This window comes from Agromyces albus (genome assembly GCF_004134825.1).
GTDB lineage: Bacteria > Actinomycetota > Actinomycetes > Actinomycetales > Microbacteriaceae > Agromyces > Agromyces albus.
This window is the reverse complement of the sequence record NZ_SDPN01000023.1, coordinates 21,306-46,129: the sequence shown is the minus strand read 5'-3', so window position 1 is coordinate 46,129 and position 24,824 is coordinate 21,306. Positions and strand designations below refer to the sequence as shown.

General features: G+C 68.7%; 26 protein-coding genes and 1 tRNA gene. 18 read left to right on the top strand and 9 right to left on the bottom strand.

Features of this window, described 5'->3' with window-relative positions; genetic code table 11:
- Window positions 1-13 precede the first annotated feature (13 nt).
- The 3 genes from ESP51_RS12765 to ESP51_RS12755 all read right to left on the bottom strand — a co-directional run bounded on the left by ESP51_RS12765 (window position 14) and on the right by ESP51_RS12755 (window position 2,709).
- Window positions 14-238, bottom strand: a complete 225-nt coding sequence (locus ESP51_RS12765; protein WP_129521277.1) for a hypothetical protein — start codon at window positions 236-238, stop codon at window positions 14-16.
- Between the two features lie 133 nt (window positions 239-371).
- Window positions 372-1,085, bottom strand: a complete 714-nt coding sequence (locus tag ESP51_RS12760) for a response regulator (protein WP_129521276.1) — start codon at window positions 1,083-1,085, stop codon at window positions 372-374.
- Window positions 1,078-2,709, bottom strand: coding sequence for an ATP-binding protein (locus ESP51_RS12755; RefSeq protein WP_129521275.1), 1,632 nt, complete (start codon window positions 2,707-2,709; stop codon window positions 1,078-1,080). Before ESP51_RS12755 ends, ESP51_RS12760 begins: the two co-directional genes overlap by 8 nt.
- Window positions 2,710-2,879: 170 nt before the next feature.
- Between ESP51_RS12755 and ESP51_RS12750 the strand changes: the two genes are divergently transcribed.
- Entirely contained in the window at window positions 2,880-4,307 is a 1,428-nt protein-coding gene (locus ESP51_RS12750) for a cation:dicarboxylate symporter family transporter (protein WP_129521274.1), read from the top strand.
- Window positions 4,297-5,193 carry an HpcH/HpaI aldolase/citrate lyase family protein gene (locus ESP51_RS12745; RefSeq protein WP_241843148.1) on the top strand — a complete coding sequence of 299 codons (897 nt, stop codon included), beginning with the start codon at window positions 4,297-4,299 and terminating at the stop codon, window positions 5,191-5,193. The genes ESP51_RS12750 and ESP51_RS12745 overlap by 11 nt, the downstream gene beginning before the upstream one ends.
- Before the next feature lie 4 nt (window positions 5,194-5,197).
- Here ESP51_RS12745 and ESP51_RS12740 read toward each other — a convergent pair whose 3' ends face one another.
- Window positions 5,198-5,959, bottom strand: a complete 762-nt coding sequence (locus tag ESP51_RS12740) for a GntR family transcriptional regulator (RefSeq protein WP_129521273.1) — start codon at window positions 5,957-5,959, stop codon at window positions 5,198-5,200.
- A gap of 148 nt (window positions 5,960-6,107) precedes the next feature.
- Here ESP51_RS12740 and iolC point away from each other — a divergent pair, with 148 nt between their 5' ends.
- The 7 genes from iolC to ESP51_RS12705 are packed head-to-tail and all read left to right on the top strand — an operon-like array spanning window position 6,108 to window position 13,572.
- On the top strand, window positions 6,108-7,070 hold the full coding sequence (gene iolC, locus ESP51_RS12735) for a 5-dehydro-2-deoxygluconokinase (RefSeq protein ID WP_129521272.1): 963 nt from the start codon (window positions 6,108-6,110) through the stop codon (window positions 7,068-7,070).
- Window positions 7,067-7,981 carry a class I fructose-bisphosphate aldolase gene (locus ESP51_RS12730; protein WP_164990507.1) on the top strand — a complete coding sequence of 305 codons (915 nt, stop codon included), beginning with the start codon at window positions 7,067-7,069 and terminating at the stop codon, window positions 7,979-7,981. Before iolC ends, ESP51_RS12730 begins: the two co-directional genes overlap by 4 nt.
- Window positions 7,978-8,898: a 5-deoxy-glucuronate isomerase gene (gene iolB / locus ESP51_RS12725; protein ID WP_129521271.1), complete on the top strand. Its 921-nt coding sequence runs from the start codon at window positions 7,978-7,980 to the stop codon at window positions 8,896-8,898. The genes ESP51_RS12730 and iolB overlap by 4 nt, the downstream gene beginning before the upstream one ends.
- On the top strand, window positions 8,898-10,826 hold the full coding sequence (gene iolD / locus ESP51_RS12720) for a 3D-(3,5/4)-trihydroxycyclohexane-1,2-dione acylhydrolase (decyclizing) (protein ID WP_129521270.1): 1,929 nt from the start codon (window positions 8,898-8,900) through the stop codon (window positions 10,824-10,826). The genes iolB and iolD overlap by 1 nt, the downstream gene beginning before the upstream one ends.
- Window positions 10,823-11,740, top strand: coding sequence for a sugar phosphate isomerase/epimerase family protein (locus ESP51_RS12715; RefSeq protein ID WP_129521269.1), 918 nt, complete (start codon window positions 10,823-10,825; stop codon window positions 11,738-11,740). The genes iolD and ESP51_RS12715 overlap by 4 nt, the downstream gene beginning before the upstream one ends.
- A gap of 17 nt (window positions 11,741-11,757) precedes the next feature.
- Complete coding sequence (gene iolG, locus ESP51_RS12710) at window positions 11,758-12,768, top strand: inositol 2-dehydrogenase (RefSeq protein WP_129521268.1); 1,011 nt, start codon at window positions 11,758-11,760, stop codon at window positions 12,766-12,768.
- A gap of 27 nt (window positions 12,769-12,795) precedes the next feature.
- The gene (locus ESP51_RS12705; protein WP_129521267.1) at window positions 12,796-13,572 is read left to right on the top strand and encodes a TIM barrel protein; all 777 of its coding nucleotides are present in this window, start codon (window positions 12,796-12,798) and stop codon (window positions 13,570-13,572) included.
- Window positions 13,573-13,582: 10 nt separating this feature from the next.
- On the opposite strand, the gene ESP51_RS12700 is transcribed toward ESP51_RS12705, so the two are convergent.
- The gene (locus ESP51_RS12700; protein ID WP_129521266.1) at window positions 13,583-14,791 is read right to left on the bottom strand and encodes a Gfo/Idh/MocA family protein; all 1,209 of its coding nucleotides are present in this window, start codon (window positions 14,789-14,791) and stop codon (window positions 13,583-13,585) included.
- 308 nt (window positions 14,792-15,099) lie between these two features.
- Between ESP51_RS12700 and ESP51_RS12695 the strand changes: the two genes are divergently transcribed.
- The 3 genes from ESP51_RS12695 (at window position 15,100) to ESP51_RS12685 (ending at window position 18,071) form a co-directional block, all read left to right on the top strand.
- Window positions 15,100-16,068, top strand: a complete 969-nt coding sequence (locus ESP51_RS12695) for a sugar ABC transporter substrate-binding protein (RefSeq protein WP_129521265.1) — start codon at window positions 15,100-15,102, stop codon at window positions 16,066-16,068.
- Between the two features lie 72 nt (window positions 16,069-16,140).
- Window positions 16,141-17,184 (top strand): ABC transporter permease, encoded by a 1,044-nt coding sequence (locus ESP51_RS12690; RefSeq protein WP_129521264.1) that lies wholly within the window; start codon window positions 16,141-16,143, stop codon window positions 17,182-17,184.
- The gene (locus tag ESP51_RS12685) at window positions 17,181-18,071 is read left to right on the top strand and encodes an ATP-binding cassette domain-containing protein (protein ID WP_129521263.1); all 891 of its coding nucleotides are present in this window, start codon (window positions 17,181-17,183) and stop codon (window positions 18,069-18,071) included. Before ESP51_RS12690 ends, ESP51_RS12685 begins: the two co-directional genes overlap by 4 nt.
- 68 nt (window positions 18,072-18,139) lie before the next feature.
- Here ESP51_RS12685 and ESP51_RS12680 read toward each other — a convergent pair.
- The 4 genes from ESP51_RS12680 to ESP51_RS12665 all read right to left on the bottom strand — a co-directional run bounded on the left by ESP51_RS12680 (window position 18,140) and on the right by ESP51_RS12665 (window position 20,538).
- A tRNA-Leu gene (locus ESP51_RS12680) sits at window positions 18,140-18,221 on the bottom strand.
- 56 nt (window positions 18,222-18,277) lie between these two features.
- Window positions 18,278-19,186, bottom strand: coding sequence for a carboxypeptidase-like regulatory domain-containing protein (locus tag ESP51_RS12675; RefSeq protein WP_129521262.1), 909 nt, complete (start codon window positions 19,184-19,186; stop codon window positions 18,278-18,280).
- A gap of 59 nt (window positions 19,187-19,245) precedes the next feature.
- Entirely contained in the window at window positions 19,246-19,485 is a 240-nt protein-coding gene (locus tag ESP51_RS12670; RefSeq protein ID WP_129521261.1) for a DUF1653 domain-containing protein, read from the bottom strand.
- A gap of 75 nt (window positions 19,486-19,560) precedes the next feature.
- Window positions 19,561-20,538, bottom strand: coding sequence for a helix-turn-helix transcriptional regulator (locus ESP51_RS12665; protein ID WP_129521260.1), 978 nt, complete (start codon window positions 20,536-20,538; stop codon window positions 19,561-19,563).
- 120 nt (window positions 20,539-20,658) lie between these two features.
- Here ESP51_RS12665 and ESP51_RS12660 point away from each other — a divergent pair, with 120 nt between their 5' ends.
- From ESP51_RS12660 to ESP51_RS12640, 6 genes are all read left to right on the top strand, one after another.
- Window positions 20,659-21,054 (top strand): RidA family protein, encoded by a 396-nt coding sequence (locus ESP51_RS12660; protein WP_129521259.1) that lies wholly within the window; start codon window positions 20,659-20,661, stop codon window positions 21,052-21,054.
- Between the two features lie 81 nt (window positions 21,055-21,135).
- Window positions 21,136-22,368 (top strand): TadA family conjugal transfer-associated ATPase, encoded by a 1,233-nt coding sequence (locus tag ESP51_RS12655; RefSeq protein ID WP_129521258.1) that lies wholly within the window; start codon window positions 21,136-21,138, stop codon window positions 22,366-22,368.
- On the top strand, window positions 22,365-23,225 hold the full coding sequence (locus tag ESP51_RS12650) for a type II secretion system F family protein (RefSeq protein ID WP_129521257.1): 861 nt from the start codon (window positions 22,365-22,367) through the stop codon (window positions 23,223-23,225). Before ESP51_RS12655 ends, ESP51_RS12650 begins: the two co-directional genes overlap by 4 nt.
- A complete protein-coding gene (locus ESP51_RS12645; RefSeq protein ID WP_129521256.1) occupies window positions 23,213-24,160 on the top strand; it encodes a type II secretion system F family protein in 948 nt (315 codons plus the stop codon). Before ESP51_RS12650 ends, ESP51_RS12645 begins: the two co-directional genes overlap by 13 nt.
- Window positions 24,161-24,214: 54 nt before the next feature.
- The gene (locus tag ESP51_RS20620) at window positions 24,215-24,382 is read left to right on the top strand and encodes a hypothetical protein (RefSeq protein WP_164990506.1); all 168 of its coding nucleotides are present in this window, start codon (window positions 24,215-24,217) and stop codon (window positions 24,380-24,382) included.
- A gap of 35 nt (window positions 24,383-24,417) precedes the next feature.
- A complete protein-coding gene (locus ESP51_RS12640; protein ID WP_129521255.1) occupies window positions 24,418-24,810 on the top strand; it encodes a TadE/TadG family type IV pilus assembly protein in 393 nt (130 codons plus the stop codon).
- The last annotated feature ends 14 nt before the right edge of the window (window positions 24,811-24,824 follow it).

Genomic DNA, 24,824 nt, shown 5'->3' with positions numbered 1-24,824 from the left:
GGCCTCGTGGCGACTATTCGAGGTTGTCGACGGGCGTGGTTTCGTCCATCGGGTCGCCCTCGCTCGCGCTCGTCACCTCGGTGCCGTCCTCCGGGCCGTCGCCTGCCACCGCTGCGCGCCGGTCGGCTTCGGCGGAGGTGAGCAGATCCTCGTTGTCCAGATCCGGATCGAGCGGTGCGTCGGCGTCGCGGTCGAGGTGCGTCTGCGGTTCCTCGATCGGGTCAACGAAATCAGCCATGATCACGTTCCTCTCCTGACACGTACCTACCCACTGGTGGCACGAACGTACCGCGATGGCCCGCCGATCGGCAGAGGCTTGCGCTGCGGGAGATTAATGCCTTCGTGCCTGGGTTGCGCGGAACGAGCCCTGCTCAGCGACGACGGTACTCGACCTCGGGGCGGCCGGGGGTGCCGTAGCGGCCCGCCCGTTCGACGATGCCGGTGTCGGCGAGGTGCTCCAGGTAACGTCGAGCGGTCACGCGAGAGAGGTCGAGCTCGGCGGCGAGCTCGGCCGCCGACATCGCACCGGCGGGGGAGTCGCGCACGGCGACGCGCACCCGATCGAGAGTCTCACGAGTGAGGCCCTTGGGGAGGTCGGCGCTCGATGAGGTGCGAAGCGCCGCGAACGAGGCATCCACCTCCTGCTGGTCGGTGACGACGGCGGAACCGACGCGGCCGTGGTAGTCGCGGTAGGCCTGCAGCTTCTCGGCGAAGGCCGCGAAGTTGAACGGCTTGATGAGGTACTGCACGATGCCGAGCGAGACGGCCGAGCGCACGACGGCGGCGTCGCGCACCGCGGTGACGGCGATCACGTCGATCTCGATGCCCGACGCACGCAGCGAGCGGCAGAGGTCGATGCCCGTCGTGTCGGGCAGGTTCACGTCGAGGAGGATGAGATCGATCGGGGGAGTGCGGCCCTCCCTGGAGTCGCGGAGCAGCCGGATCGCCTCGTGGCCCGTGTGGGCGATGCCGGCGACGGTGAATCCGTCGACCCGCGCGAGGTAGGCGGCGTGCGCCTCTGCGGTGACGGGCTCGTCTTCGACGACGAGCACCCGGATCGGTTCGGACACGTGCGGCTCAGGCATCCGGGACCTCCTGTGCCGCGGCAGCCGGCGCCGATGATGGCGTGGCGACCGGAAGCGCCACCTCGAACGTCGACCCGTGCACGCCGATGCGGCCGCCGAGACGCACGACGGTCTGGCGCACGAGCGCGAGCCCGATGCCGTGCCCCGCGGCTCGTTTCGTCGTGACGCCGAGCTCGAAGACGCGATCGGCGTCGGCGGGCCCGCCACCGCTGTCGCTCACCGCGATGCGCAATTCGCCGGCCATCAGCTCGACGGCGACGTCGACGCGAGGAGTCGGGGTCGCCGCCGCCGCGTCGAGCGCATTGTCGATGAGGTTGCCGACGATCGTGATGAGGTCGCGAGCGGGCACCGAGGTCGCCTCGAGCCGGGCGGGCAGGTCGATGTCGAACACGATGCCGCGTTCGCTCGCTTGCGCGGCCTTGCCGAGCAGCAGCGCGAGGAGCACGGGTTCCTCCACGGCCGACAAGAGGCGGTCGGCGAGCGCCTGGCTGAGGGCGAGCTCAGAGCTCGCGAGGGCCGCGGCATCCGCTGCCCGATCGAGTTCGATGAGCGCGATGATCGTGTGCAGCCGATTCGCGAACTCGTGCGCTTGCGAGCGGAGCGCATCGGAGAGCGTCGTCATCGTCTCGAGCTCGCCGGTGAGCTCCTGCAGCTCGGTGTGGTCGCGGAGGGTCGTCACGGATCCGATGAGGCCGCCGCCGCGACCGCGTTCCTGCGAGACGATGACGTCGCGATCGATCACGAGCACGTGCGTCGGGGTGATCGCGATCTCGTCGACGACCGCGTCGGTGCGCCCGAACACCTCGGCGACGGCGGGCGGCAGGTCGAGATCGGCGAGCGGGACCGCGTGGCCCGGATCCCGGCGCTCGCGCCGCGGCAACCCCAGCAGTTCGGCGGCGCGGTCGTTGTAGAGCACGATCGCATTCGACCGGTCCTGCAGCACGAGCCCCTCGCCGATGGAGTGCAGCACGCCCTCGTAGTACGAGAACATGCGGCTCATCTCCTCTGCGCCGCGTCCCCAGGTGACACGCCGCAGGTACCGGCTGAGGAGCCACGCGATGACCGCCCCGATGCCGGTCATCGCGAGGGCCGCGCCGATGACGGTCGCGATGCGGCCGCCGAGCGCGACCTCGGTGTTCGAGACGGTGACGCCGACGGCGACGAGTGCGATGAGCTCACCCGCGGCGGTCTCGATGGGCACGACCGCTCGCACGGAGGGGCCGAGGGTGCCGGTGTAGGTCTCGGTGAACGCGTCGCCGTCGAGGGCGCGGTCGATGTTGCCGAGGAACTCCTGCCCGATCTGCTCAGGGTCGGGATGCGTGTACCGGGTGCGGTCGGGCGCCATGATCGTGATGAAATCGACGCCGGCCTCGGCCATCACCTCGACCGCATACGGCTGCAGGCGAGCCGTCGGATCGCCCGTGCCGAGCGACGTCTCGACGAACGGGTCGGAGGCGAGCGTCTCGGCCACCGCGAGGCTCTTCGCGGCGGCATCCCGTTCGACGTCGGTGCGGGCGTCGGCCCAGATCCACACGACGGCGAGCGTCGCGAGCGCGACGATCATCACGAGCTGGAGGGCGAAGAGCTTCGCGGCGATGCTCCAGCCACGGATCCACTGCTTCATGCTCTCCTCGCAACGCTGCCCGTCATCACTCTAGACAGGCGGAGGCGGGCGTGCACCGCGAACAGTATGAACACAAGCGGATGTCGCGGCATCCAGCATCGCATCCTTGGTCGATACCCCGCAGTTCGTCGCCGATCGGCGATGACGACCAAGGAAGGCAAGGGACGGCAATGGCGCTCCAGTCTCGCACCGAGGGCACGAAGCCCCGGCGGAGGATCGACTCCTCCCACTACCTCTACATCGCGGTCATCGTGGCCGTGCTCGCCGGTATTACGGTGGGACTCGTCGTTCCCGAGTTCGCGGTCGGCCTGAAGCCGATCGGCGACGCGTTCGTGCTGCTCATCAAGATGATGATCGCCCCGATCATCTTCTGCACGATCGTGCTCGGTGTCGGATCGATCGCGAAGGCGGCGACCGTCGGCAAGGTCGGCGGCCTGGCGCTGCTGTACTTCATGGTCATGTCGACGTTCGCACTCGGCATCGGCCTCGTCGTCGGCAACCTCATCCACCCGGGTGAGGGCCTCAACATCACCGGCGCCTCGTACGACACGAGCACGCTCGAGCCGAAGACCACGACCGAGTTCCTCCTTGGGATCATCCCGGTTTCGATGCTGTCGTCGCTCACCGATGGAAACATCCTGCAGGTGCTGTTCGTGGCGCTGCTCGTCGGCTTCGCCCTGCAGCGGATGGGTTCGAAGGGCACGCCGATCCTCGGAGCGATCCGCCAGATCCAGGCCCTCGTGTTCCGCATCCTCGCGATGATCATGTGGGTTGCGCCGATCGGCGCGTTCGGTGCGATCGCCGCCGTCGTCGGCAACACGGGCATCGCGGCCGTCATCAGCCTCGGCACGCTCATGATCGCCTTCTACATCACGTGCGCGATCTTCATCGTCGGCGTGCTGGGATCGCTCCTGTGGGCGGTCGCGCGAGTCAACATCTTCCGGATGATGAAGTACCTCGGTCGCGAGTACCTCCTCATCGTGTCGACGTCGTCGAGCGAGGTCGCCCTGCCGCGCCTCATCGCGAAGATGGAGCACGTGGGCGTCTCGAAGTCGGTCGCGGGCATCACCGTGCCGACCGGCTACTCGTTCAACCTCGACGGCACCGCGATCTACCTCACGATGGCCTCGCTGTTCATCGCGAGCGCCATGGGCACGCCGCTCTCGATCGGTGAGCAGATCGGTCTGCTGCTGTTCATGATCGTCGCCTCGAAGGGTGCCGCCGGCGTCACCGGCGCGGGCCTTGCCACGCTCGCCGGTGGACTGCAGGCGCACCGCCCCGACCTCGTCGACGGTGTCGGCGTGATCGTGGGCATCGATCGCTTCATGTCCGAGGCACGCGCGCTCACGAACTTCACCGGCAACGCCGTCGCGACGCTGCTCGTGGGCACCTGGACGAAGCAGCTCGATCGCGAGCAGCTGACGAGCGTGCTCGCCGGCGACCGGCCGTTCGACGAGTCGACCATGAGCGTCGACGACCACCTCTCGCCCGACGAGCAGGCCGAGCTCGAGCGCGAAGAGCGCCCGTCGACCGCCGCCATCGAGGCGATCGTGGGTGACCTCGAGCGCGAGAAGGCTGGGCAGGCCAGTGGCCGCTGAGTCAGCCGTCACGGCCCCGACGGGCACCGCATCCGCGGTGCCCGTCGGGCTCGCCCGTTCGTGGCTGCTCGTGCCGGGCTCTGCGCCCGACCTGGCAGACCGAATCGCGGCATCCGCTGCCGATGTCGTGATCGTCGATCTCGAAGACGGCGTCGCGGGTGCCGACAAGGGTCGCGCACGTCGTGCCCTCGTCGCGGCTGCCGAATCCGGGCTGCGCCCATGGGTGCGCATCGGCGACGCGGCGTCCGATGAGTGGCGAACGGATGTCGCGCTGATCCGCGGTCGCGGCAGCGAGCTCGTCGCGGGCATCATGCTCGCGAAGGTCGAGGCGCCCGACCACGTGCGTCGCACGGTGGACGCCCTCGATGGCGAGCTGGCGATCGTGGCCTTGGTCGAGAGCGCGCGCGGCGTCGAAGCGGCGCTCGACATCGCCGAGGCTCCGGGCGTGAGCCGGCTCGCATTCGGCAGCGGCGACTTCCGCCGCGACACCGGCGCGGCCGACGACCCGCTCGCCCTGCTCTACGCGCGCTCGCGCCTCGTCAGCACGAGTCGCGCGGCCGGCCTGCCCGGCCCGATCGACGGACCCACCGTGCCGCGCGATGTCTCGGTGCTCGAGGGCGCCTCACAGCATGCAGCATCGCTCGGCATGACCGGGCGCCTCTGCCTGCGCGAGGAGCAGGTCGCCGCGGTGAACACCGCACTCAGCCCCTCGGGCGACGAGCTCGCCTGGGCGCTCGACGTGCTCGAGACGCTCGAGCGCCACGGCATCCGCGATGGCAGCGACCTGCCCCGCATCGCGCGCGCTCGCGCCATCTGCAGTGCCGCCGAGGCGTTCAGCATCGAAGCGGATGCCGCGACGGTGCACGTGTCCGACTACGCGAACTGACCGGTCACTTCGCGACGAGGGTCGTCTCGAAGCTGTACAGGTCGGGACGGTAGCAGTGGTGGCCGTACTCGATGGCGCGACCTGAGCTGTCGAACGCGACGCGCTCCATCGTGAGCACGGGGCCGCCACGGTCGATGTCGAGCACGTCGCTTTCATCGCCCTGCGCGCGCCGTGCGCCGATCTTCTGCCGCGCGATCCGGATCGTGACGCCCCGGGCGCGGAGGATCTGGTAGAGCCCGCGTTGCTCGAGCTGCTCGGTCGTGATGTCGGCGAACTCGGCCGGCAGGTAGTTCTCGAGCACGGCGACGGGCACGCCATCAGTACTGCGCCGGCGGCGCAGGTAGACGACCTCGTCGCCGGGAGCGACGCCCAGGCTCTCCGCGACGATCTCCGTCGCCGGGACGATCTCGTGGGCGAGCACCTGGGTGCCGGGCTCGTGGTTCGAGTTCTTCAGATCCTCGTAGAGGCTCGTCAGCTCGACCTGTCGGGTGACCTGGCCCTGGACGACCTGGGTTCCGATGCCGCGGCGGCGCACGAGCAATCCTTTGTCGACGAGCTCCTGGATCGCGCGCCGAACCGTCGGACGGGAGAGGCCGAGCCGCTGGGCGATCGCGATCTCGTTCTCGAGCCGCGCGCCGGCCGGAACCGCGCCCGAGCTGATGGCCGATTGGAGCCGTGTCGACACTTGGAAGTACAGGGGCACCGGGCCCGTGCGGTCGAGGTCGGCGAAGAGCTCGTCGGGCCAGTAGGTTTCCTCGCCGGCCATAGTGTTTCCCCCGCACGTAAGCAAGATGTTCTGTCAATCTTATGTGCTCGTCACGTTGCAGGGAAAGACCCTTGTGTTATTGTTAGGACATGATCCGGCACCCGTCGACGTCAACGAAAACTCACTCAAGAGGGTTGTACAGCGAAGTATGACTGACAGGCTCACCTCCTTGGACGTATTGGCTTTCGGGCGTCTCGGCGTCGATCTCTATCCGCTGCAAGACGGCGTCGGCCTCGAGCAGGTGGAGACCTTCGGCAAGTACCTCGGCGGCAGTGCGGCGAACGTCGCCGTGGCTGCGGCTCGCTACGGCCGCAACGTCGGTCTCATCTCGCGAGTGGGCGACGATCCCTTCGGGCGATACCTGCTCCAAGAGCTGGAGCGCCTCGGCGTCGAGAATCGCCAGGTGGCCGTCGACCCGTCGCTGAAGACGCCCCTCACCTTCTGCGAGATCTTCCCGCCCGACGACTTCCCGATCTACTTCTATCGGGAGCCGAAGGCACCCGACCTCAACGTCGAGCCGAGCGAGCTCGACCTCGACGCAGTGCGGTCCGCCAAGGTGTTCTGGTTCACTGCAACGGGGCTCAGCCAGGAGCCGAGTCGCGCGGCGCACTTCACGGCGCTCGACGCCCGGGCACGAGCGCCGCACACGATCTTCGATCTCGACTATCGCCCGGTGTTCTGGTCGCAGCCCGGCGACGCCACGGCGCAAGTGAGTCGCGCCCTCGAGTACGCGACCGTGGCGGTCGGCAACCGCGAGGAGTGCGAGATCGCCGTTGGTGAGACGGAGCCGGAGCGGGCCGCCTCGGCACTGCTCGATCGGGGTGTCGAGCTCGCCATCGTCAAGCAGGGGCCGAAGGGCGTGCTCGCCAAGACTCGAAGCGAGACGGTCGAGGCTCCGCCGTACCTCGTCGACGTCGTGAACGGCCTCGGTGCGGGCGATGCCTTCGGTGGCGCGCTCTGCCACGGGCTGCTCGCAGGCTGGAACCTCGAGCAGATTCTTCGCTTCGCGAACGTCGCGGGTGCGATCGTCGCCTCTCGTCGGGAGTGCTCGACGGCCATGCCCACCGCCGCCGAAGTCGGGGCACTCATCGAGAGCGGGGTGCGTCCATGAACGCGATCCTGAGCGCCGAAGACTTCGCGCGACTTCGCGACCTGCGAGCCACCCGGCCATCGGCGATCAGCGATGCCCTCGCCGGCCGCCGTCGCCGCGAGGTCTTGCACGGCGACGGGCGCCTGTTCATCGTCGCGGCCGACCATCCCGCCCGCGGCGCGCTCGCCGTGGGCAAGCATCCCACCGCCATGGCGAACCGCTACGACCTGCTCGAGCGACTCGCGGTCGCCCTGAGCCGTCCGGGCGTCGACGGCGTGCTCGGCACACCCGACATCATCGACGACCTCGCGGCACTCGGCCTGCTCGATGACAAGGTCATCGTCGGCTCGATGAACCGCGGAGGCCTGCGCGGGGCATGCTTCGAAATGGACGATCGCTACACCGCCTACGACGTCGAGACCATGGCGCGTGAGGGCATCGACTTCGCGAAGACGTTGATCCGCATCAATCTCGAGGACCCGGCGACGGTATCCATTCTCGAGGCGACGGCGCACGCGGTGACCGAGGCGGCAGCGGCCGAATTGCCGATCATGCTCGAACCGTTCATGAGTCGGTGGGTCGACGGCCGCGTCGTCAACGACCTGACGACGGATGCCGTGATCCTCTCGGTCGCCATCGCCGCCGGCCTCGGCGCGAGCAGCGCGTACACCTGGATGAAGCTTCCCGTCGTCGCCGACATGGAGCGCGTCATGGAGGCGACCACGCTCCCGACCTTGCTCCTGGGAGGCGACGCGGGAGTCGACCCCGACGAGACCTTCGCGGCATGGGAGGACGCGCTGGCGCTTCCCGGCGTGCGCGGGCTGACCGTCGGCCGCACCCTCCTGTATCCGCCCGATGGAGATGTCGCCGCAGCGGTCGACACCGCCGCAGCGCTCGTCCACCCCGCACGCGCAGCCGTCACCGCGACATGAGCGCCATCGACCAGCGCTGGTTCCACCGCCGTGGCGCCCTCGCCCGCGACGGCTGGGAGAGTGTCGTCGACGACTCCATCCCCGGCTGGCAGCACACCGGCATCCGTGTGGCGCAACTCGAGTCCGGCGACGTGGTCGACCTCTCCGACACGGGGGTGGAGCGAATCGTCGTCCCGCTCGCCGGGTCGTTCACCGTGCAACACACCGAAGGCTCCGCCACGGAGACGACGCGACTCGGCGGCCGCGCGTCGGTGTTCGACGGTCCGACCGACGTGCTCTACCTCTCCTCGGCCGCGACCGCGGTGATCACGGGGGAGGGGAGGGTCGCCGTCGCGACCTCTCCGACGAGCGAGGTTCGGCCGACGCGTCACATCCCCGCCGCCGAGACGCCCGTCGAGCTTCGCGGCGCCGGCGCCTCCAGCCGCCAGGTCCACAACTTCGGAACGCCACAGGCACTGGATGCCGCGCGCCTGATCGTGTGCGAGGTGATCACGCCGGCTGAGAACTGGTCGTCGTACCCGCCCCACAAGCACGACGAGCACGTGCCCGGTCACGAATCGCGCCTCGAGGAGATCTACTACTTCGAGGCCGCGCCGGCGAAGGACTCCGGCACCGGTGCAGTGACGGATGCCGCGTTCGGCATGTTCGCCGCGTACTCATCGCCCGCGGGCGACATCGACATCAACGCCATGGTGCGCACGGGTGACATCGCCCTCGTGCCCTATGGCTACCACGGCCCCGCCGTGGCAGCCCCCGGGTACGACCTCTACTACCTGAACGTCATGGCCGGACCCGACCCCGAGCGGGTCTGGCTCATCAGCGACGATCCTGCGCACGCCTGGGTCCGCGACACTTGGAACGGACAGGATGTCGATGCACGCCTGCCGTTCGGCAACGAGAAGGAGGGCCTCCACTGATGGCTTCGACGAAGCGAATGACGGTCAGCCAGGCGCTCATCGAGTTTCTGGCACATCAATGGACGGTCGACGGCGACCTCCGCGAGCGCACGATCCCCGGCGTGTTCGGCATCTTCGGCCATGGAAACGTGGCGGGCATCGGGCAAGCGCTGAAGCAGGTCAATGTCGAGCAGCCCGCGCTCATGCCCTACTACCAGGCCCGCAACGAGCAGGCCATGGTGCACCAATCGGTCGGGTTTGCGCGGATGCATCGGCGCCGCGCGACGTTCGCGTCGGCGGCATCCGTCGGTCCGGGCGCGACGAACATGCTGACCGGGGCGGCGCTGGCCACCACGAACCGGCTTCCCGCGCTGCTGCTGCCGAGCGACACGTTCGCCACCAGGGTCGCCGACCCGGTGCTGCAGCAGCTCGAACAGCCCTGGGACGCCGGCCTCACGGTGAACGACGCGTTCCGGCCGTTGTCGAAGTTCTTCGACCGGGTGCAGCGCCCCGAGCAGCTCTACTCGATCGCCCTGGCCGCGATGCGAGTGCTGACCGACCCGGCGGAGACCGGTGCGGTCACGATCGCGCTCCCTGAAGACGTGCAGGCCGAGGCCCTCGACGTCCCGGTCGAGTTCCTCCACGATCGCGAGTGGCACATTCGGCGTCCGCTCCCCGAGCGCGGCGCCCTCGAGCGAGCCGTCGCAGCGATCCGCGCTGCCGAGCGGCCGTTCATCGTGGCCGGCGGCGGCGTGCTGTACTCCAGCGCCGAGGAGCAGCTGCGCATGCTTGTGGAGGCGACGGGCATCCCGGTCGGCACGACGCAAGCGGGGGGCGGCTCGTTGCCGTGGGATCACCCGCAGTACGTCGGCGCCGTGGGCGCGACCGGCACGACCGCGGCCAACCGGCTCGCCGCCGAGGCCGACCTCGTCATCGGCATCGGCACGCGCTACAGCGACTTCACCACGGCGTCGCGCACCGCGTTCCGCGATCCGGCGGTGCGGTTCGTCAACATCAACGTCGCATCGTTCGACGCGTACAAGCACGGCTCCCAGTTGCCGGTCATCGCCGACGCGCGTGAGGCCCTCGTCGAACTGTCGACCGCGCTCGAGAGATTCGTGGTCGCCGACGACTATGCGCGGCGCATCGACCGTGAGAAGGCGGAGTGGGATCGCCAGGTCGACCAGGCGTTCGCGCCGTCGGGCCGTGCGCTCCCCGGCCAGCCCGAGATCATCGGCGCCGTGCAGTCGTCGAGCGACCCGGCGGATGTCATCGTGCAGGCCGCGGGCTCACTGCCGGGTGATCTCCACAAGCTGTGGCGCGTGCGCGATCCGCTCGGGTACCACGTCGAGTACGCCTACTCGTGCATGGGCTACGAGATCGCCGGCGGACTCGGGGTCAAGCGCGGGCTGCTGGCAGACGGTGACGACCGCGATGTCATCGTCATGGTCGGCGACGGCTCCTACCTCATGCTCAACAGCGAGCTCGTGACTGCGGTCGCCGAAGGGCTCAAGGTCATCTTCATCCTCATCCAGAACCACGGCTTCGCCTCGATCGGGCACCTCTCCGAGACGGTCGGGTCCGAGCGCTTCGGCACGATGTACCGGCGATACGACGACGAAGCCCGCAACTTCCAGACCGGCGACGTGCTGCCGGTCGACCTCGCGATGAACGCCCGCAGCTACGGAATGGACGTCATCGAGATCGAGCAGGGCACCGGCGCGATCGACGGGCTGAAGGCCGCGATCGCAAGGGCCAAGGCATCCGATCACTCGACGTTCATCCACATCAACAGCGACCCGCTCATCTACGGGCCCGATGGCGAGGGATGGTGGGATGTCCCGATTCCCGAGGTCTCCTCGCTCGAGTCCACCCAGCGCGCCCGCGGCGAGTACGAGCGGCTGCGCACGGCACAGCGACCCCTGCTCGGAGAGGAGACAGGCCGGTGAACGCGACGGTTGCCGGCGCGCCGGTGAGCTTCGGGGTCTTCGAGATGACCCCCGACGACGCCGAGGTGCTCGAGCCCGACGACATGCTCTCGATCCTGCATGAGGCCGGCTACGGCGGCGTCGATCTCGGACCCGTCGGTTACTTCGGCCGGGGCGAGGAGCTGCGGAAGCGCCTCGATCGGTGGCAACTGGAGCTCGCCGGCGGATGGGTTGAACTCCCGCTGTCCGACGACGCCGGTTTCGAGGCGGCGCTTCCGAGCCTCGACGACGCACTGCGCGTCTTCGCCGACGCCGCCGAGGCAGGCCCCCGGCTCCTGCCGAAGCCGACGCTCGCCGACCACGGATCACCCGCCCGCAAAGCCCGACCCGGGCGCGGTGCCGCCGAGCACCGTCTCGACGACGCCGCGTGGGAACGACTCATCTCGAACACGCAGCGGGCGGTCGACCGAGTCCGCGCGGCCGGATTCGAGCCGACCTTCCATCACCACGCCGGGACCTTCGTGGAGTCGCCCGACGAGATCGACCGGTTCCTCGATCGCGTCGACGTCGGACTCACGCTCGACACCGGACACCTCGTCATCGGCGGAGGAGATCCCCTCGAGGTGCTGCAGCGGTGGGGCGCCCGTGTGAACCACTTGCACGTGAAGGACGTCGACCTGCGGGTCCTCGAGCGAGTGCTCGCCGCGGGTGGCGGCATGGCCGACGTGTGGTCATCGGGCGCGTTCGTCGCGTTCGGCACCGGCGACATCGACGTGACCGCTGTCATGAACGCGGTCGACGCGCTCGGCTTCACCGGCTGGGTCGTGGTCGAACAAGACGTGCTCCCGGGCAGGGACATCTCGCTGGCCGACTTCCGCTCTGAGCGCGAGGCGGATCAGCGACTGAATCGCGAAGTGCTCAGACAATGGTGCTGAGCGGGAAAGCAGGAGGAATGAACGAGAAGCCGCTCCGGTTCGGATTGATCGGCACGGGGAGGATCGGACAGGTCCATGCCGCGAGCATCGCGGCGGATCCCGATGCCGTGCTCACCTGGGTCTGCGATCCCTTCGTCGAGGGGGCCCGATCCGTCGCCGCGCGCTACGGAGGCACCGCGACGGAATCCTCGGCTGAGGTCTTCAGCTCGGGCGAAGTCGATGCGGTGCTCATCGCATCGCCCACCTCCACCCACGTCGACCTCATCTCAGCGGCCGTCGACGCGGGCATCGCCGTCTTGTGCGAGAAGCCCATCGACCTCGACATCGCTCGCGTCGAGGCCCTTCGCCCGAAGGTCGCCGCGGCCGGCGTCCCGGTCGCGCTCGGGTTCAACCGCCGGTTCGACGCGGGGTTCGCCGAGGCGCGCGCCCGCGTCGCCGCGGGTGAGATCGGCGAGCTCGAGCAGCTCTCGATCATCAGCCGAGACCCGGCGGCACCACCAGCGGCGTATCTCGCGGTATCCGGTGGCATCTTCCGGGACATGACGATCCACGACCTCGACATGGCCCGATTCTTCGTCCCCGACATCGTCGAGGTCACTGCGGTCGGCACGACAACGTTCGACCCGGGGGCTCGCGAGCACGGAGACTTCGACACCGCCGTCGTGGTGCTGCGTGCGGCATCCGGCACCGTGGTCTCGATCACGAACTCCCGCCACAGTGCGACCGGGTACGACCAGCGCATCGAGGCGTTCGGTGCGAAGGGCATGCTTCAGGTCGCGAACGCCGGAACGAGCCTCGTCAGCCTTTCGACGGCCACGGCCGTCGAGGCGCGCCCGCCGTACCAGGAGTTCTTCCTCGAGCGCTACGCGGGAGCGTACTCGGCAGAACTCAGCGAGTTCATCAAGCTCGCGCGGGGGGAGGCCTCGACGAGCCCGACGTTCGAAGACGGTCGCGCGGCACTGATCCTCGCGGATGCCGCCCAGCGGTCGGCCGTCGAGCGCATCGTCGTGCCGGTCGACCTGGCCTGACGAGATCGCACGAGAGAGCCGATCACGATGACCTTTCGCCTCGCGGCATCCGCTGAGATGCTGTTCCTCGACCTGCCGTTCGTGGAACGCGTCGCGCGGATCCACGACCGAGGATTCGAGGTCGAGATCTGGGACTGGACGACGAAGGATCTGGCCGCGATCGCCGCGACAGGAGCCGTGATCTCGTCGATGACGGGCTACGTGCGCGGTGATCTGACCACCGCCGACGGCATCGACGAGCTGCTCGCGACCGCGAAGGACTCCCTCGAGGCCGCCGACGTCATCGATGCCCCGCGACTGAACCTGCACGGCACCGGACTCGACCCGCACGGACTCCCGGTCACCCCGCGCGAGCACGTCACGGGGAAGGATTGGCTGAGGGCGGCCGACACGCTGCGCAGAGTCGCCGAGCTCGGCGAGGCCGCGGGGCGGGTGTTCACGCTCGAGAACCTGAACACCTCCGTAGATCACCCCGGCACGCCGTTCGCAACAGCAGCAGACACCATCGCGCTCGTCGAAGCCGTCGACAGCCCGGGCTTGCGGCTGAATCTCGATCTGTATCACGCCCAGATCGGGGAGGGGAACCTCATCGAACTCGTCCGGCGCGCGCTGCCGTGGATCGGCGAGATCCAGGTGGCCGACGTGCCCGGCCGATGCGAACCGGGTACCGGCGAGATCCGCTACCGGGCGATCGCCGACGAGCTTCGCACGCTCGGCTACGACGGCGTCGTCGGTCTCGAGGGGTGGGCGAGCGCGGACTCGGATGCCGCCCTCGATTCCTTCCGTGCGACGTTCACGGAGTGACGCCCCGCACTCAGCGCCGCGACGAACCCTCGAGCGCAGCGTCGTACGTCGTCGGTCCGTCGACGTCGGGCACGTCGACCCACTTGCCTGACGCCGCGCTTCGCACCGCGGCATCCACGACCTCGGCGGCCGACCAGGCGTCGGCCGCCGACGGAGCGAGCTGCCGGTTCTCGAGCACCGACCGCAGGAAGAGGTATGCCTCGATGGTCTTCAGGTCGTCGAAGCCCATGCCGGTGCCCGCACCCGGCTGGAAGCGGGCGAATTCGCCGTTGTCGGGCGCCATCATCATCGTGCGGTAGCCCGACCCGCCGTCGGCGAGCTGGAGCTCGTTCATGCGCTGGAAGTCCCATCGCAGCGACCCTTTGGTGCCGTACACCTCGAGCGCGTACTCGGCGCGTGGGCCGACGGCGACGCGGCTGGACTCGAGCACGCCGACCGCTCCTCCGTCGAACCTCGCGAGGAGCGCCGCGTAGTCCTCGTTCTCCACGAGGCCCTTCGGGTCGGAGTCATCACCCTTGCTGAAGTGGCTCGCCGCGTTTGCGCGCGGAAGCGGACGTTCGGCGATGAACGTCTCCGTCATCGCCGTGACCGACGTGATGCGTCCGACGACGAATTGTGCGAGATCCGCCCCATGCGACAGCAGGTCGCCGAGCACTCCCGATCCCGCCCGGTCGCGCTGGAAGCGCCACGTCAGTGCGCCACTCGGATCGGCGGAGTAGTCGGCCATGAACGCCACGCGCACGTTCGTGACCGTGCCGATCGCGCCCTCGCGCACGAGCCGGCGCGCGTGCGCGATCGCCGGGGCATGCCGGTAGTTGAAGCCGACGGATGTCACGAGCCCACGCGTCGCCGCCCCGCGAGCGATCTCACTCGATTCCCGCACGCCGCGGCCCATCGGCTTCTCGATCCAGAACGGCTTTCCCGCCGCGATCGTGGCGAGCGCGATCTCGTGGTGAAGGAAGTTGGGTGAGCAGATCGAGACGATGTCGACGTCGGGATTCGCGAGCACGTCGCGGTAGTCGGCTGTGGTCTGGCGATAGCCGAGCGCGTCGGCGGCATGCTGCCGACCTCCCTCGTCGGGATCGGCCGCCATGACGAGCGTGGCCCGCGCCGCCAGCTCGGGGTAGTGATGCGCTGCCGCGAGGTAGGCGCGCGAATGCAGGCGGCCCATCCAGCCGACGGAGATGAGACCAACACCGAGCTGGGCGGGTACGGACATGGCGTTTGTGTCCCTTTCGAGGCCGAAGTGAAGCGGATATCGAGTTCAGGATACCGGGATGACAGAATGTATAGACAAACTATTGACACATGGTCATTCCTGTTCCAGACTCATTCTCGACGCCGAGGTCTGCCACTCGGAGGAAGAGAACTCAATGGAGACTTCGCCCTCGATGCACCAGACCCCGTTGACCCTTCCCACATCACTCATGCGGCTTGCAGCCACCGGTTCGCCGGTAGGCCGGCCGACTCGATGACGCTCGCCACCGGCGGCGCCATCACACACCACCAAGAGAGGGAACCCGCATCATGAAGAGAATCATCACTGGCGTCGGCACCGTGGCCGTCGCCGGCCTGCTGCTCAGCGCTTGCTCGGGCACTGGTCAGGAGACCGAGGGCAGCACCGACACCGCGACATCCGACCTCACCTACGCGGTCATCACCCACGCCGGGCCCGGTGACGCGTTCTGGGATCGCGTGAAGTCGGGCGCCGAGCAGGCGGGTGGCGACTACGGAGTCGAGATCACCTACAACTCCGACCCCGACCCCGCAAAGCAGTCGCAGCTCATCGACAACGCGGTCGCCCAGGAAGTCGACGGCATCGTGGTCTCCATGGCGAACCCCGATGGGGTGCAGTCGAGCGTTCAGCGTGCGGTCGACGCCGGCATCCCGGTCGTGACGATCAACTCGGGCATCGAGCGCTCTGCCGAGTTCGGCGCCATCACCCACATCGGGCAGAGCGAGACGGTCGCCGGCGAGGCGGTCGGCTTAGAGCTCTCCGAGGCAGGAGTGACGAACGCGCTGTGCGTCATCCAGGAGGCGGGCAACGTCGGCCTCGAAGAGCGCTGCAAGGCTGCGGCATCCACCTTCAGCGGCACGATGGCGAACCTCCAGGTCGACGGCACCAACGACGCCGAGGTGAAGGCGACGATCAAGTCGAAGCTGCAGGCCGACGCGACGATCGACGGGGTCCTGACCCTCGGCGGCCAGTACGCGATGGACGCGGTCGGCGCAGTCGACGAGTCGGGCAGCGCGGCGACCGTGGCCACCTTCGATCTCTCCGACGACGTCGTCTCGGCCATCTCCGACGGAGCGATCCTCTTCGCCGTCGACCAGCAACCGTACGTTCAGGGATTCCTCGGGGTCACCGCCGTGCACCTCCGCGCGACCAACGGCAATGACGTCGGTGGCGGCCAGCCGGTCTTCTCAGGCCCCGCGTTCGTCACGAAGGCCAACGCGGCCGACGTCGCGAAGTACGCGGCGAACGGGACGCGCTAACCGTCTCGAAGCGGCCGGGTGGGGCGCAGCGGTGCTGCTCCGCCCCACCCGGCCCGATGAAAGGAGTCAACGTTGACGACGACAGATATCGTGACCATCGCGACACGGCCGCGAATGGAGCGGCAGCCCATCCGGCGGCTGCTCGCCCGACCCGAGATGGGCGCGCTCGTCGCTGCGCTCGCCGTGATGATCTTCTTCTCGGTGTACACGAGCAACTTCATGACGCTCGCGGGCGCCGGCGTGTGGCTCGAATCGGCGTCGACGTTCGGCATCATGGCCGTCGCCGTGGCGCTGCTCATGATCGGCGGCGAGTTCGACCTCTCGGCCGGCGTCATGACCGGATTCACGGCGCTCATCGTCGGCGTGCTCACCACGAACTACGGGCTGAACATCTGGGTCGCGGTGGTCGTCTCCCTGGCCGTCGCCCTCGGGGTCGGCGCGCTCAACGGCATCATCGTCATGCGCACGGGACTCCCGAGCTTCATCGTCACGCTCGGCACGTTCTTCGTGCTCGCCGGCATCGACCTGGCCGTCACGAAGCTCATCACCGGCCAAGTGTCCATCCAGGGCATGGCCAAGGTGCCGTTCTACGACACCATCCAGCCGCTGTTCGGGGCGTCGATCCGTATCGGCGGCGGCGTCTTCTACGTCTCGGTGCTGTGGTGGTTCCTCGTGACGGCCATCGCGACGTGGGTGCTCCTGCGCGCACGAGCCGGCAACTGGATCTTCGCGGTGGGCGGCGCCCTGAACTCGTCGCGACAGGTCGGCGTTCCGATCATGAGGACGAAGGTCGGCCTGTTCATGACCACGGCGGGCGCAGCCTGGCTCGTCGGCATGATCTCGCTCTTCCGAACCTCGACGGTGCAGGCGAACACCGGCGTCGGGCAGGAGTTCATCTACATCATCTGCGCGGTCGTGGGCGGATGCCTCCTCACGGGCGGTTTCGGATCGGCCATCGGCGCGGCGCTCGGCGCCCTGATCTACGGCATGGTCTTCCAGGGCATCACCTTCGCACAGTGGGACACGAACTGGCTGCGCACCTTCCTCGGGGCGATGCTGCTGCTGGCGGTGCTGCTCAACCACTGGGTGCGTACACGAGCAGGAGGTGCACGATGAGCCAGATCACGAAGACCCACGATCCGATTATTGCGGTCAAGAACATCGGCAAGCGATACGGAGCCATCAATGCGCTCTCGGGTGTGACGACCGAGGTGCGCGCGGGAGAGGTCACCTGCGTGCTCGGCGACAACGGCGCCGGCAAGTCGACGTTCATCAAGATGCTCGCCGGCGCGCACACGCCAACCGAGGGCGAGATGCTCCTCGACGGCGTGCCCGTGACCTTCTCGTCGCCGCGTGCGGCGCTCGACGTCGGCATCGCGACCGTCTACCAGGACCTCGCGGTCGTGCCCCTCATGCCCGTGTGGCGCAACTTCTTCCTCGGCTCCGAGCTGACGAAGGGGGCGGGGCCGTTCCGTCGCCTCGACGTGAAGCGGATGAAGTCCATCACCTACACCGAGCTCGACAACATGGGCATCGACCTCCGTGACGTCGACCAGCCGATCGGAACGCTGTCGGGCGGTGAACGCCAGTGCGTTGCGATCGCGCGCGCGGTGTACTTCGGTGCTCGCGTGCTGATCCTCGACGAGCCGACGGCAGCGCTCGGCGTCAAGCAGTCGGGCGTCGTGCTGCGCTACATCGCGCGGGCACGTGACCGCGGGCTGGGCGTCGTGTTCATCACGCACAATCCGCACCACGCCTATCCCGTCGGCGACCGCTTCCTGCTGCTCAACCGCGGCACGAGCCTCGGCGACTACGCCAAGGCGGACATCACCCTCGGCGAACTCACGAGCCTGATGGCCGGCGGCGCCGAGCTCGACTCGCTCGCGCACGAACTCGAACGTTCGATGGGGGCCGACTCGCCTGTCGTCCTGGAGCTCGAGCGCGAGGCGCAGGCACTGCCCGAAGCAGCACGCGAGGAGCTCGTGCCGCCGACTGCGTCGTAGTTGCCTGACGAGAGCCCAACAGCGGATGTCGCGCCACGCGACATCCGCTGTTCGTTTACGCCCTCACGTGCGGAAGGTGGGATTTGAACCCACACGCCCGAAGGCACAGGAACCTAAATCCTGCGTGTCTGCCGATTTCACCACTCCCGCGAGTGCCCGATCAGTCTAGGCGCTGACGCCGTGACCGGCCCGGCTCGACGCAGGGCCTACGCTTCGGCGCGCGCGGTCCTCCGGCGTGCTGCGACCAGCAGAAGTCCGAGCATCATGAGTGCGGCCGCCGGAACGACGAGTGACGCCGTGCCTCCGGTCGCAGCGAGCGTCGCGGTGCCTCCGGTCGCGGTGACGTTTCCTGCAGGGGGCCCGGCGGGATCGGCGGGCGTTGCCACGGGGGCCGGGATGGTGCTGTCGAGGATCAACGTGCCGTCGATGTCGGAGCGCGTCTCGCCGGTGCTCAGGGTGAGGAGCTGGGCCGTGTCGGCGTCGAAGGACCCGCCCCAGTACGAGGCGAGGTGCGTCGTGATCGTTCGAGGGTCATTGAACTTCACGAGGTAGGTGCCGGAGGGGATCCCCGAGATGGTGTAGTCCCCGTTCTCGTCGACTTCCGCGCCCGCGCGGAAGTAGGTGCCGCCCTCGCGCTCAACCGACACACGCGTACCTGGGATGGCGCTCGGGGCGCCATCGGCGGTCTCGGCCAACACCGTCCCCGAGATCGTGGCGCTCCGCTCGAGGACCTGGTCGAGGATGTTCTCTTCTGCCGCGAAGGGGAAGTCGACTCTCGTCCTCACGTAGTCCTGAGTCGGGGGTACGAACTCGACGTCGTTGAATCCACCGAGTGCGAGGTCTTCGATGAGGTATGCGCCGTCTGGCCCGGTGACAGCGGATCCGGCGAGCTCTTGCCACGCCTCCGCGACCCAGCGGTACACCCTCACCTCGACGCCGGCGAGGGGATCGCCGGTGTCTGACGCGGTCACGGTTCCGCTCAGGGTCTGGGAGGTCTCGGCCGCCGTCGCGGTGCTCGCGGTCACGAGGGAGGTGACGGCGAGGAGCAGCGCGATGATCGCTGCTGAGATGACCTTGCTCCAGCGTCGGCGACATACGTATGCAGTGATGGGCATGAGGTGCACTCTAATCGGTCGGGGTACAACACTGGGGATAGCCCACGCAGGGGAACGACTCAGCCTGCCGGCTGGATGCGCGCGAAGCGGGGCACGATACGCCCATCGCGCTCGACGTGCTCGCTGAACATCGCGGCGGGCCTCACCCAGTTCGAGTGGTCGCCGTAGAGCTGGCGGTAGACCACGAACTCCTCTTCGGTCTCGCTGTGCCTGGCAACGAGGAGCACCTCGTATCGCGCGCCCTTGAAGTGCTCGTAGACGCCGGGCTCGATGGGGGCAGATGGGGCCGCTTCGGTCATCGCCCCATGCTACGGATGCCGCGGATGCCTCCGCTCCCGCGTGCGTCCGTGGTGGCCGCAGAAGACGGCCGACGGTCAGGATGCGTCGTCGTAGCGGGTGGCAATCGCGGCGGCGCGGTCGCGCAGGGAGGTGCGCAGCGACTGCGGGGACAGGGCCTCCGCGTCGGTGCTGAGCTGCCACATAGCCCACTCGGCGTGCCGTGAGTCTTGGAAGGTCACCTCGAGCCGCAACCAGCCGTCTTCGTCGGTTTCTTCGGCCAGGACGGCCAGCGCGGTGCCCACCAGTTCCTCCCGTCGCACCGGGTCCACCCGAACCAGCACGGTGACCTGGTCGTCGCCGCCGGTTCGAAACTGCGTGCTGCGTTCCTGCCAGATCTGGTCCAGATCGACTCGGTCTGGTCGCTGTGCGGGTTCGTCGAGTTCCTGGGCGGCCAGGATCCGGGACAACCGGTAGGTGCGGTCCGCGCCTGACATCGTGGCCAGCAAGTAGCCTTTGTCGCGAACCGTGACGAGGCCGATCGGGTCCACCGTGCGCCACTTCGGCGTGCGGTCCGCTGCCGCGTAGTGGATGCGCAGCTTGTGTCCGGCGAGCACGGCGCGTCGGACCTCGATCATCGTGGTGGCGGGTACCTCGTCAATGGCCAGCCTTCGTGAGAGCAGGTCGGTCTCCGGGTCGACGAGAAATCGCTGGACTGCGTCGCTCGCGGTGGCCCGGTGGCTGTCGGGCAACGCGTCGACCACCTTCCGCATGGCCGAAGCGAGCGCCGAGCCGAGGCCGAACACCTGCTCGCCGCGCCCCAGGCCGGCCGTCAGCAGGGCAAGGGCCTCGTCGTGGTTCAGCCCGGTGAGCTCGGTGCGGAAACCGGGCAACAACTCGAAACCGCCGTGCCGGCCGCGTTCGGCGTAGACCGGGACGCCGGCCGCGGACAGCGCCTCGATGTCGCGCAGCACGGTGCGAGTCGATACCTCGAGCTCCCGGGCCAGCGTGTCGGCCGACAGCCGACCGCGCTGGCGCAGCAGCAGCACCAGCGAGACCAGCCGATCGGCGCGCATCTCGAAAATCTATCGGGATACACGACAGGAGGTGTCGTGATTCGTTGCGAGGCTCGTTAAGGCGACGTCACCGATGGCGGCGTGCGTACTCCTCACGAATCGAATGGAGCTCTTGTGGCAATGGAACGAACGGCAGTCAACCCGGTGACGTGGTCAGTGGAGATGGGATTCAACCAGGGAGAGATCGTCTCGGGGCATACCCGAACCCTGTATTGCTCTGGTCAAACCGCGATGAGCGGCGACGGAACGCCCCAGCATGACGGTGACATGGCGGCACAGCTGGCGCTCAGCGTAGCCAACCTGGAGGCCGTGCTCGGCGCGGCCGGCATGTCCCTCTCGAACCTCGTCCGGCTCAACGTCTACACGACCGACGTCGACCTGCTCTTTCAGCACTACGGGGTGCTGGCGTCGCGACTGGGCGCAGCCCGGGTGGCTCCGGCCACCACGATGCTCGGCGTGACACGGCTGGCGATCCCCGGCCAGCTGGTTGAACTCGAGGGGACCGCCGTGGCGTGACGCGGCCTCGCCGCCGCTGGTACCCGCGCCGGTTGTGGATAACTTCGGAGCGCGGCATCCGGCGCATCAGAAGATGGTGCCATGACCGACCCCGTGCGCACCATCGCCGATCGGGTGCGAACACGGGTGCTCCGCGACGGGGTCGATCTCGCCGGCGACGAGGCGGTCGCAGCACGCTACGCACGCGAAGAGGTGCGCCGTTACAGCGAGCGCGCCCTCGCCGGAGCGCACGCCCAGCTGGGCGACGAGCACGGCACTGCGCGTGAGGTCGTGGCATCCATCACCGGCTACGGCCCGCTGCAGCCGTACTTCGACGATCCCGGCGTGGAGGAGATCTGGATCAACTCGCCGACCCGCGTGTTCATCGCGCGTGATGGCGTTGCCGAGCTCACGACCGTTGTGCTCTCCGACCGCGAGGTGCGAGAGCTCGTCGAGCGGATGCTGCAGCACTCGGGTCGGCGCGTCGACCTCTCGTCGCCCTTCGTCGATGCGTCCCTGCCCGACGGCTCGCGCCTGCACGTCGCGATCCCCGACGTCGCCCGCGCGCACTGGGCCGTCAACATCCGCAAGTTCCAGCGCCGCATCCGCTCGCTCGCGCAGCTCGTCGAGCTCGGCTCGATCACGCCGCAGGCGTCGGAGTTCCTGCGCATGGCCGTGCTGGCCGGCGCGAACATCCTCGTGTCGGGAGCCACGCACACGGGCAAGACCACGATGCTGAACGCGCTCATGTCGGGCGCTCGCACGGGCGATCGCGTGGTCACCGTCGAGGAGACGTTCGAGCTCGACCTCGACGTGCGCGATCTCGTGTCGCTGCAGTGTCGCCAGCCGAGTCTCGAGGGCACCGGTGAGATCACCCTGCGTCGGCTCATCAAAGAGGCGCTGCGCATGCGACCCGATCGCCTGATCGTCGGCGAGGTGCGCGAGGCCGAAAGCCTCGACCTGCTCATCGCCCTCAACTCGGGGTTGCCCGGGATGTGCACGATCCACGCGAACTCCGCGCGCGACGCCCTCGTGAAGCTCTGCACCCTTCCGCTTCTCGCCGGCCGCAACATCGACTCGTCGTTCGTCGTGCCGACCGTCGCGAGCTGTATTGATCTCGTCGTGCACCTCGCCATCGATCGCGACGGCAGACGCCGCGTCGCCGAGATCACCGCTCCGACCGGCGGATGCACCGGTGCGGTCGTCGACGCCGACCCGATCTTCGTGACGAGGGCGGGGCAGCTCGTCGCCACCGGCGCCCGCCCAGCCCGTCTCGAGAAGTTCGACGCAGCTGGACTCGATCCCGACATCGTGCTCGCTCGAGGTGCCCGATGAGCCTCATGCTCGGCGCGCTCCTCGGGCTCGGCGTGCTGCTCGCGTTCTCCCCGCTGCTCTGGCCGGCGCGCGCCGGGGCGCGTTCGGGTCCGGGTGTGGGGGCACGCATCCGCGACGAGCTCGCGTTGGCGGGCCTCGGCGGCGTTCCGGTTCCGGTCGTCGTCGCGGTGGCGGCACTCCTCACCGTGGTCGGAGGGGCGCTCGCCCAGGCAGTGCTCGCGATTCCAGTACTCACCGTGGTTGCGGGCGTGCTCGGCGGAGCGCTGCTGCCACTCCTCGTCCGTGCGCGAGCAACGCGCAGGCGTGCGGCGAATCGCGCGGTCTGGCCCGACGTCGTCGACCACCTCGTCGCGTCGGTTCGTGCCGGGATGTCCCTTCCCGAGAGCGTCGGCGCCCTCGCCGAGCTGGGTCCGGCCGCCACACGCAGCGCGTTCGCTTCGTTCGACGACGACTACCGCCGCACCGGAAACTTCTCCCTCTGCCTCGATCGCCTGAAGGCATTGCTCGCCGATCCGGTCGCCGACCGGATCCTCGAGACGCTCCGGATGGCTCGTGAGGTCGGCGGCAGCGATGTGACCGCTGTGCTCCGCGGCCTCGCGGGCTACCTCCGTGAAGACGCAGCACTGCGGGCCGAGGTCGTCTCCCGCCAATCGTGGATCCGCAACGCCGCACGCCTCGGCGTCGCCGCGCCGTGGCTCCTCCTGATCGTGCTCGGATCGCGGCGCGAGACACTCGTCGCGTACGACTCACCTGCCGGCACCGTGCTCATCATCGCCGGTGTCGTCGTCACGATCGTGGCCTATCAGGCCATGATCGCCCTCGGCCGGCTTCCCGAGGAGCGTCGATGGTTCCACTGAACGCGATCGGTGCGATCGGGGTGCTCCTCGGTGCTGTGCTCGGGCTCGGCATGTGGCTCATCGTCTCCGCCGTGCCGCGCATCGGCAGGCCTCGGCTCGTCGAGCGCGTCGCACCGTACGTCGCCGATATCTCGAGTGAGGCACGCGCCATCCTCGAACGCCGGCCCAGCGATCCCACGCCGGTGCTCGGTGTCATGGTCACGCCGGCCATCAGGTGGCTTCGTCGGATGCTGTCCGAGTGGCTCGGCGGGAATGAGACGATCGCGCGCCGGTTGCGGCAGGCGGGGTCGACCTCGAGCGTCGAGCGGTTCCGCGGCGAACAGCTCGCCTGGGGCGCGGCGGCATTCGCGTTCGCGCTGGCACTTGCCTTGCTGTCGCCCGCGTTCGGCTCGCTGCCCTCGGTCGTCCGCATCGCGATGCCGTTCCTCGCGGCGGCACTCGGCGCCGTCTTGCGCGATTGGATACTGCAACGACGCGCTCGACGTCGGTTGTCGCGCATCTCCGACGAGCTGCCGACGGTGCTCGAGTTCCTCACCCTCAGCCTCACCGCCGGCGAGGGAATGCTCGACGCGATCCGACGCATCGCGAAGGCCGGGTCGGGGGAGCTTCCGCGCGAGTTCGCCGGCGTCGTGGCATCCGTCGGCACCGGCGTTCCGCTCGGCCAGGCGCTCGCCGACCTCCGCGACGGAATCGACCACCCGGCTCTCTCTCGTGCGCTCGACCAGGTGCTCGGAGCGCTCGATCGCGGTGCGCCGCTCGCCGGCGTGCTGCGCTCGCAAGCGGGCGACGCGCGTGAGGAGGCGAAGCGCACGATCATCGAGCTCGCCGGCCGCAAGGAAATAGCGATGCTTGTGCCTTTGATCTTTCTCATCCTTCCGGTCACGGTCGCGTTTGCGCTGTTCCCGGGATATCTCGTGCTGCAGACGGGGTTCTGATGGCACGGCATTCGAGCTATACAACTCGCAACGGACTCACCGAAGGGAACGCACATGGGGAACTGGATCACCGAGCGCTTGCGCGACGAACGCGGCGATGTGCCGGGGTGGGTGCTCATCACCCTGATGACGGCCGGCCTCGTCATCGTCATCTGGGGGCTCGCCGGGCCCGCCTTGTCGGGCGTCTTCGACCAGGCGATCGGTCGCGTGCTGGGGTTCTGAGCGCTGAGGTTCCGAGCGGCCGTTCGCGTGGCTCGATGCTCACCGCGCTCGCGCGCGACGAGCGTGGTTCCGCCGTCGCCGAATTCACGCTCGTCGGTGTGCTCCTCACCGTGCTCGCGCTCGCCGTGGTGCAGCTCGCGCTCGCACTGCACGTGCGCAACACGCTCCTCGATGCGGCGGCCGAGGGGGCGAGGTACGCTTCGCTCGCCGGTTCATCCGCCGGCGACGGCGTCGCCCGTACGCAAGACCTCATCAGCACCGCGATCTCGGCGGAGTATGCGCAGGATGTCGCGGCGGCGCATTCCTCGATCGGCGGCGTGCCGGTGGTCGCCGTGACCGTTCGCGCGACCCTGCCGGTCATCGGATTACTCGGCCTCGAACGCGGGCTGGAGGTGACGGGGCATGCGGCGGTCGAGTCGCTCGACTGAGCGGCGCTGGCCGC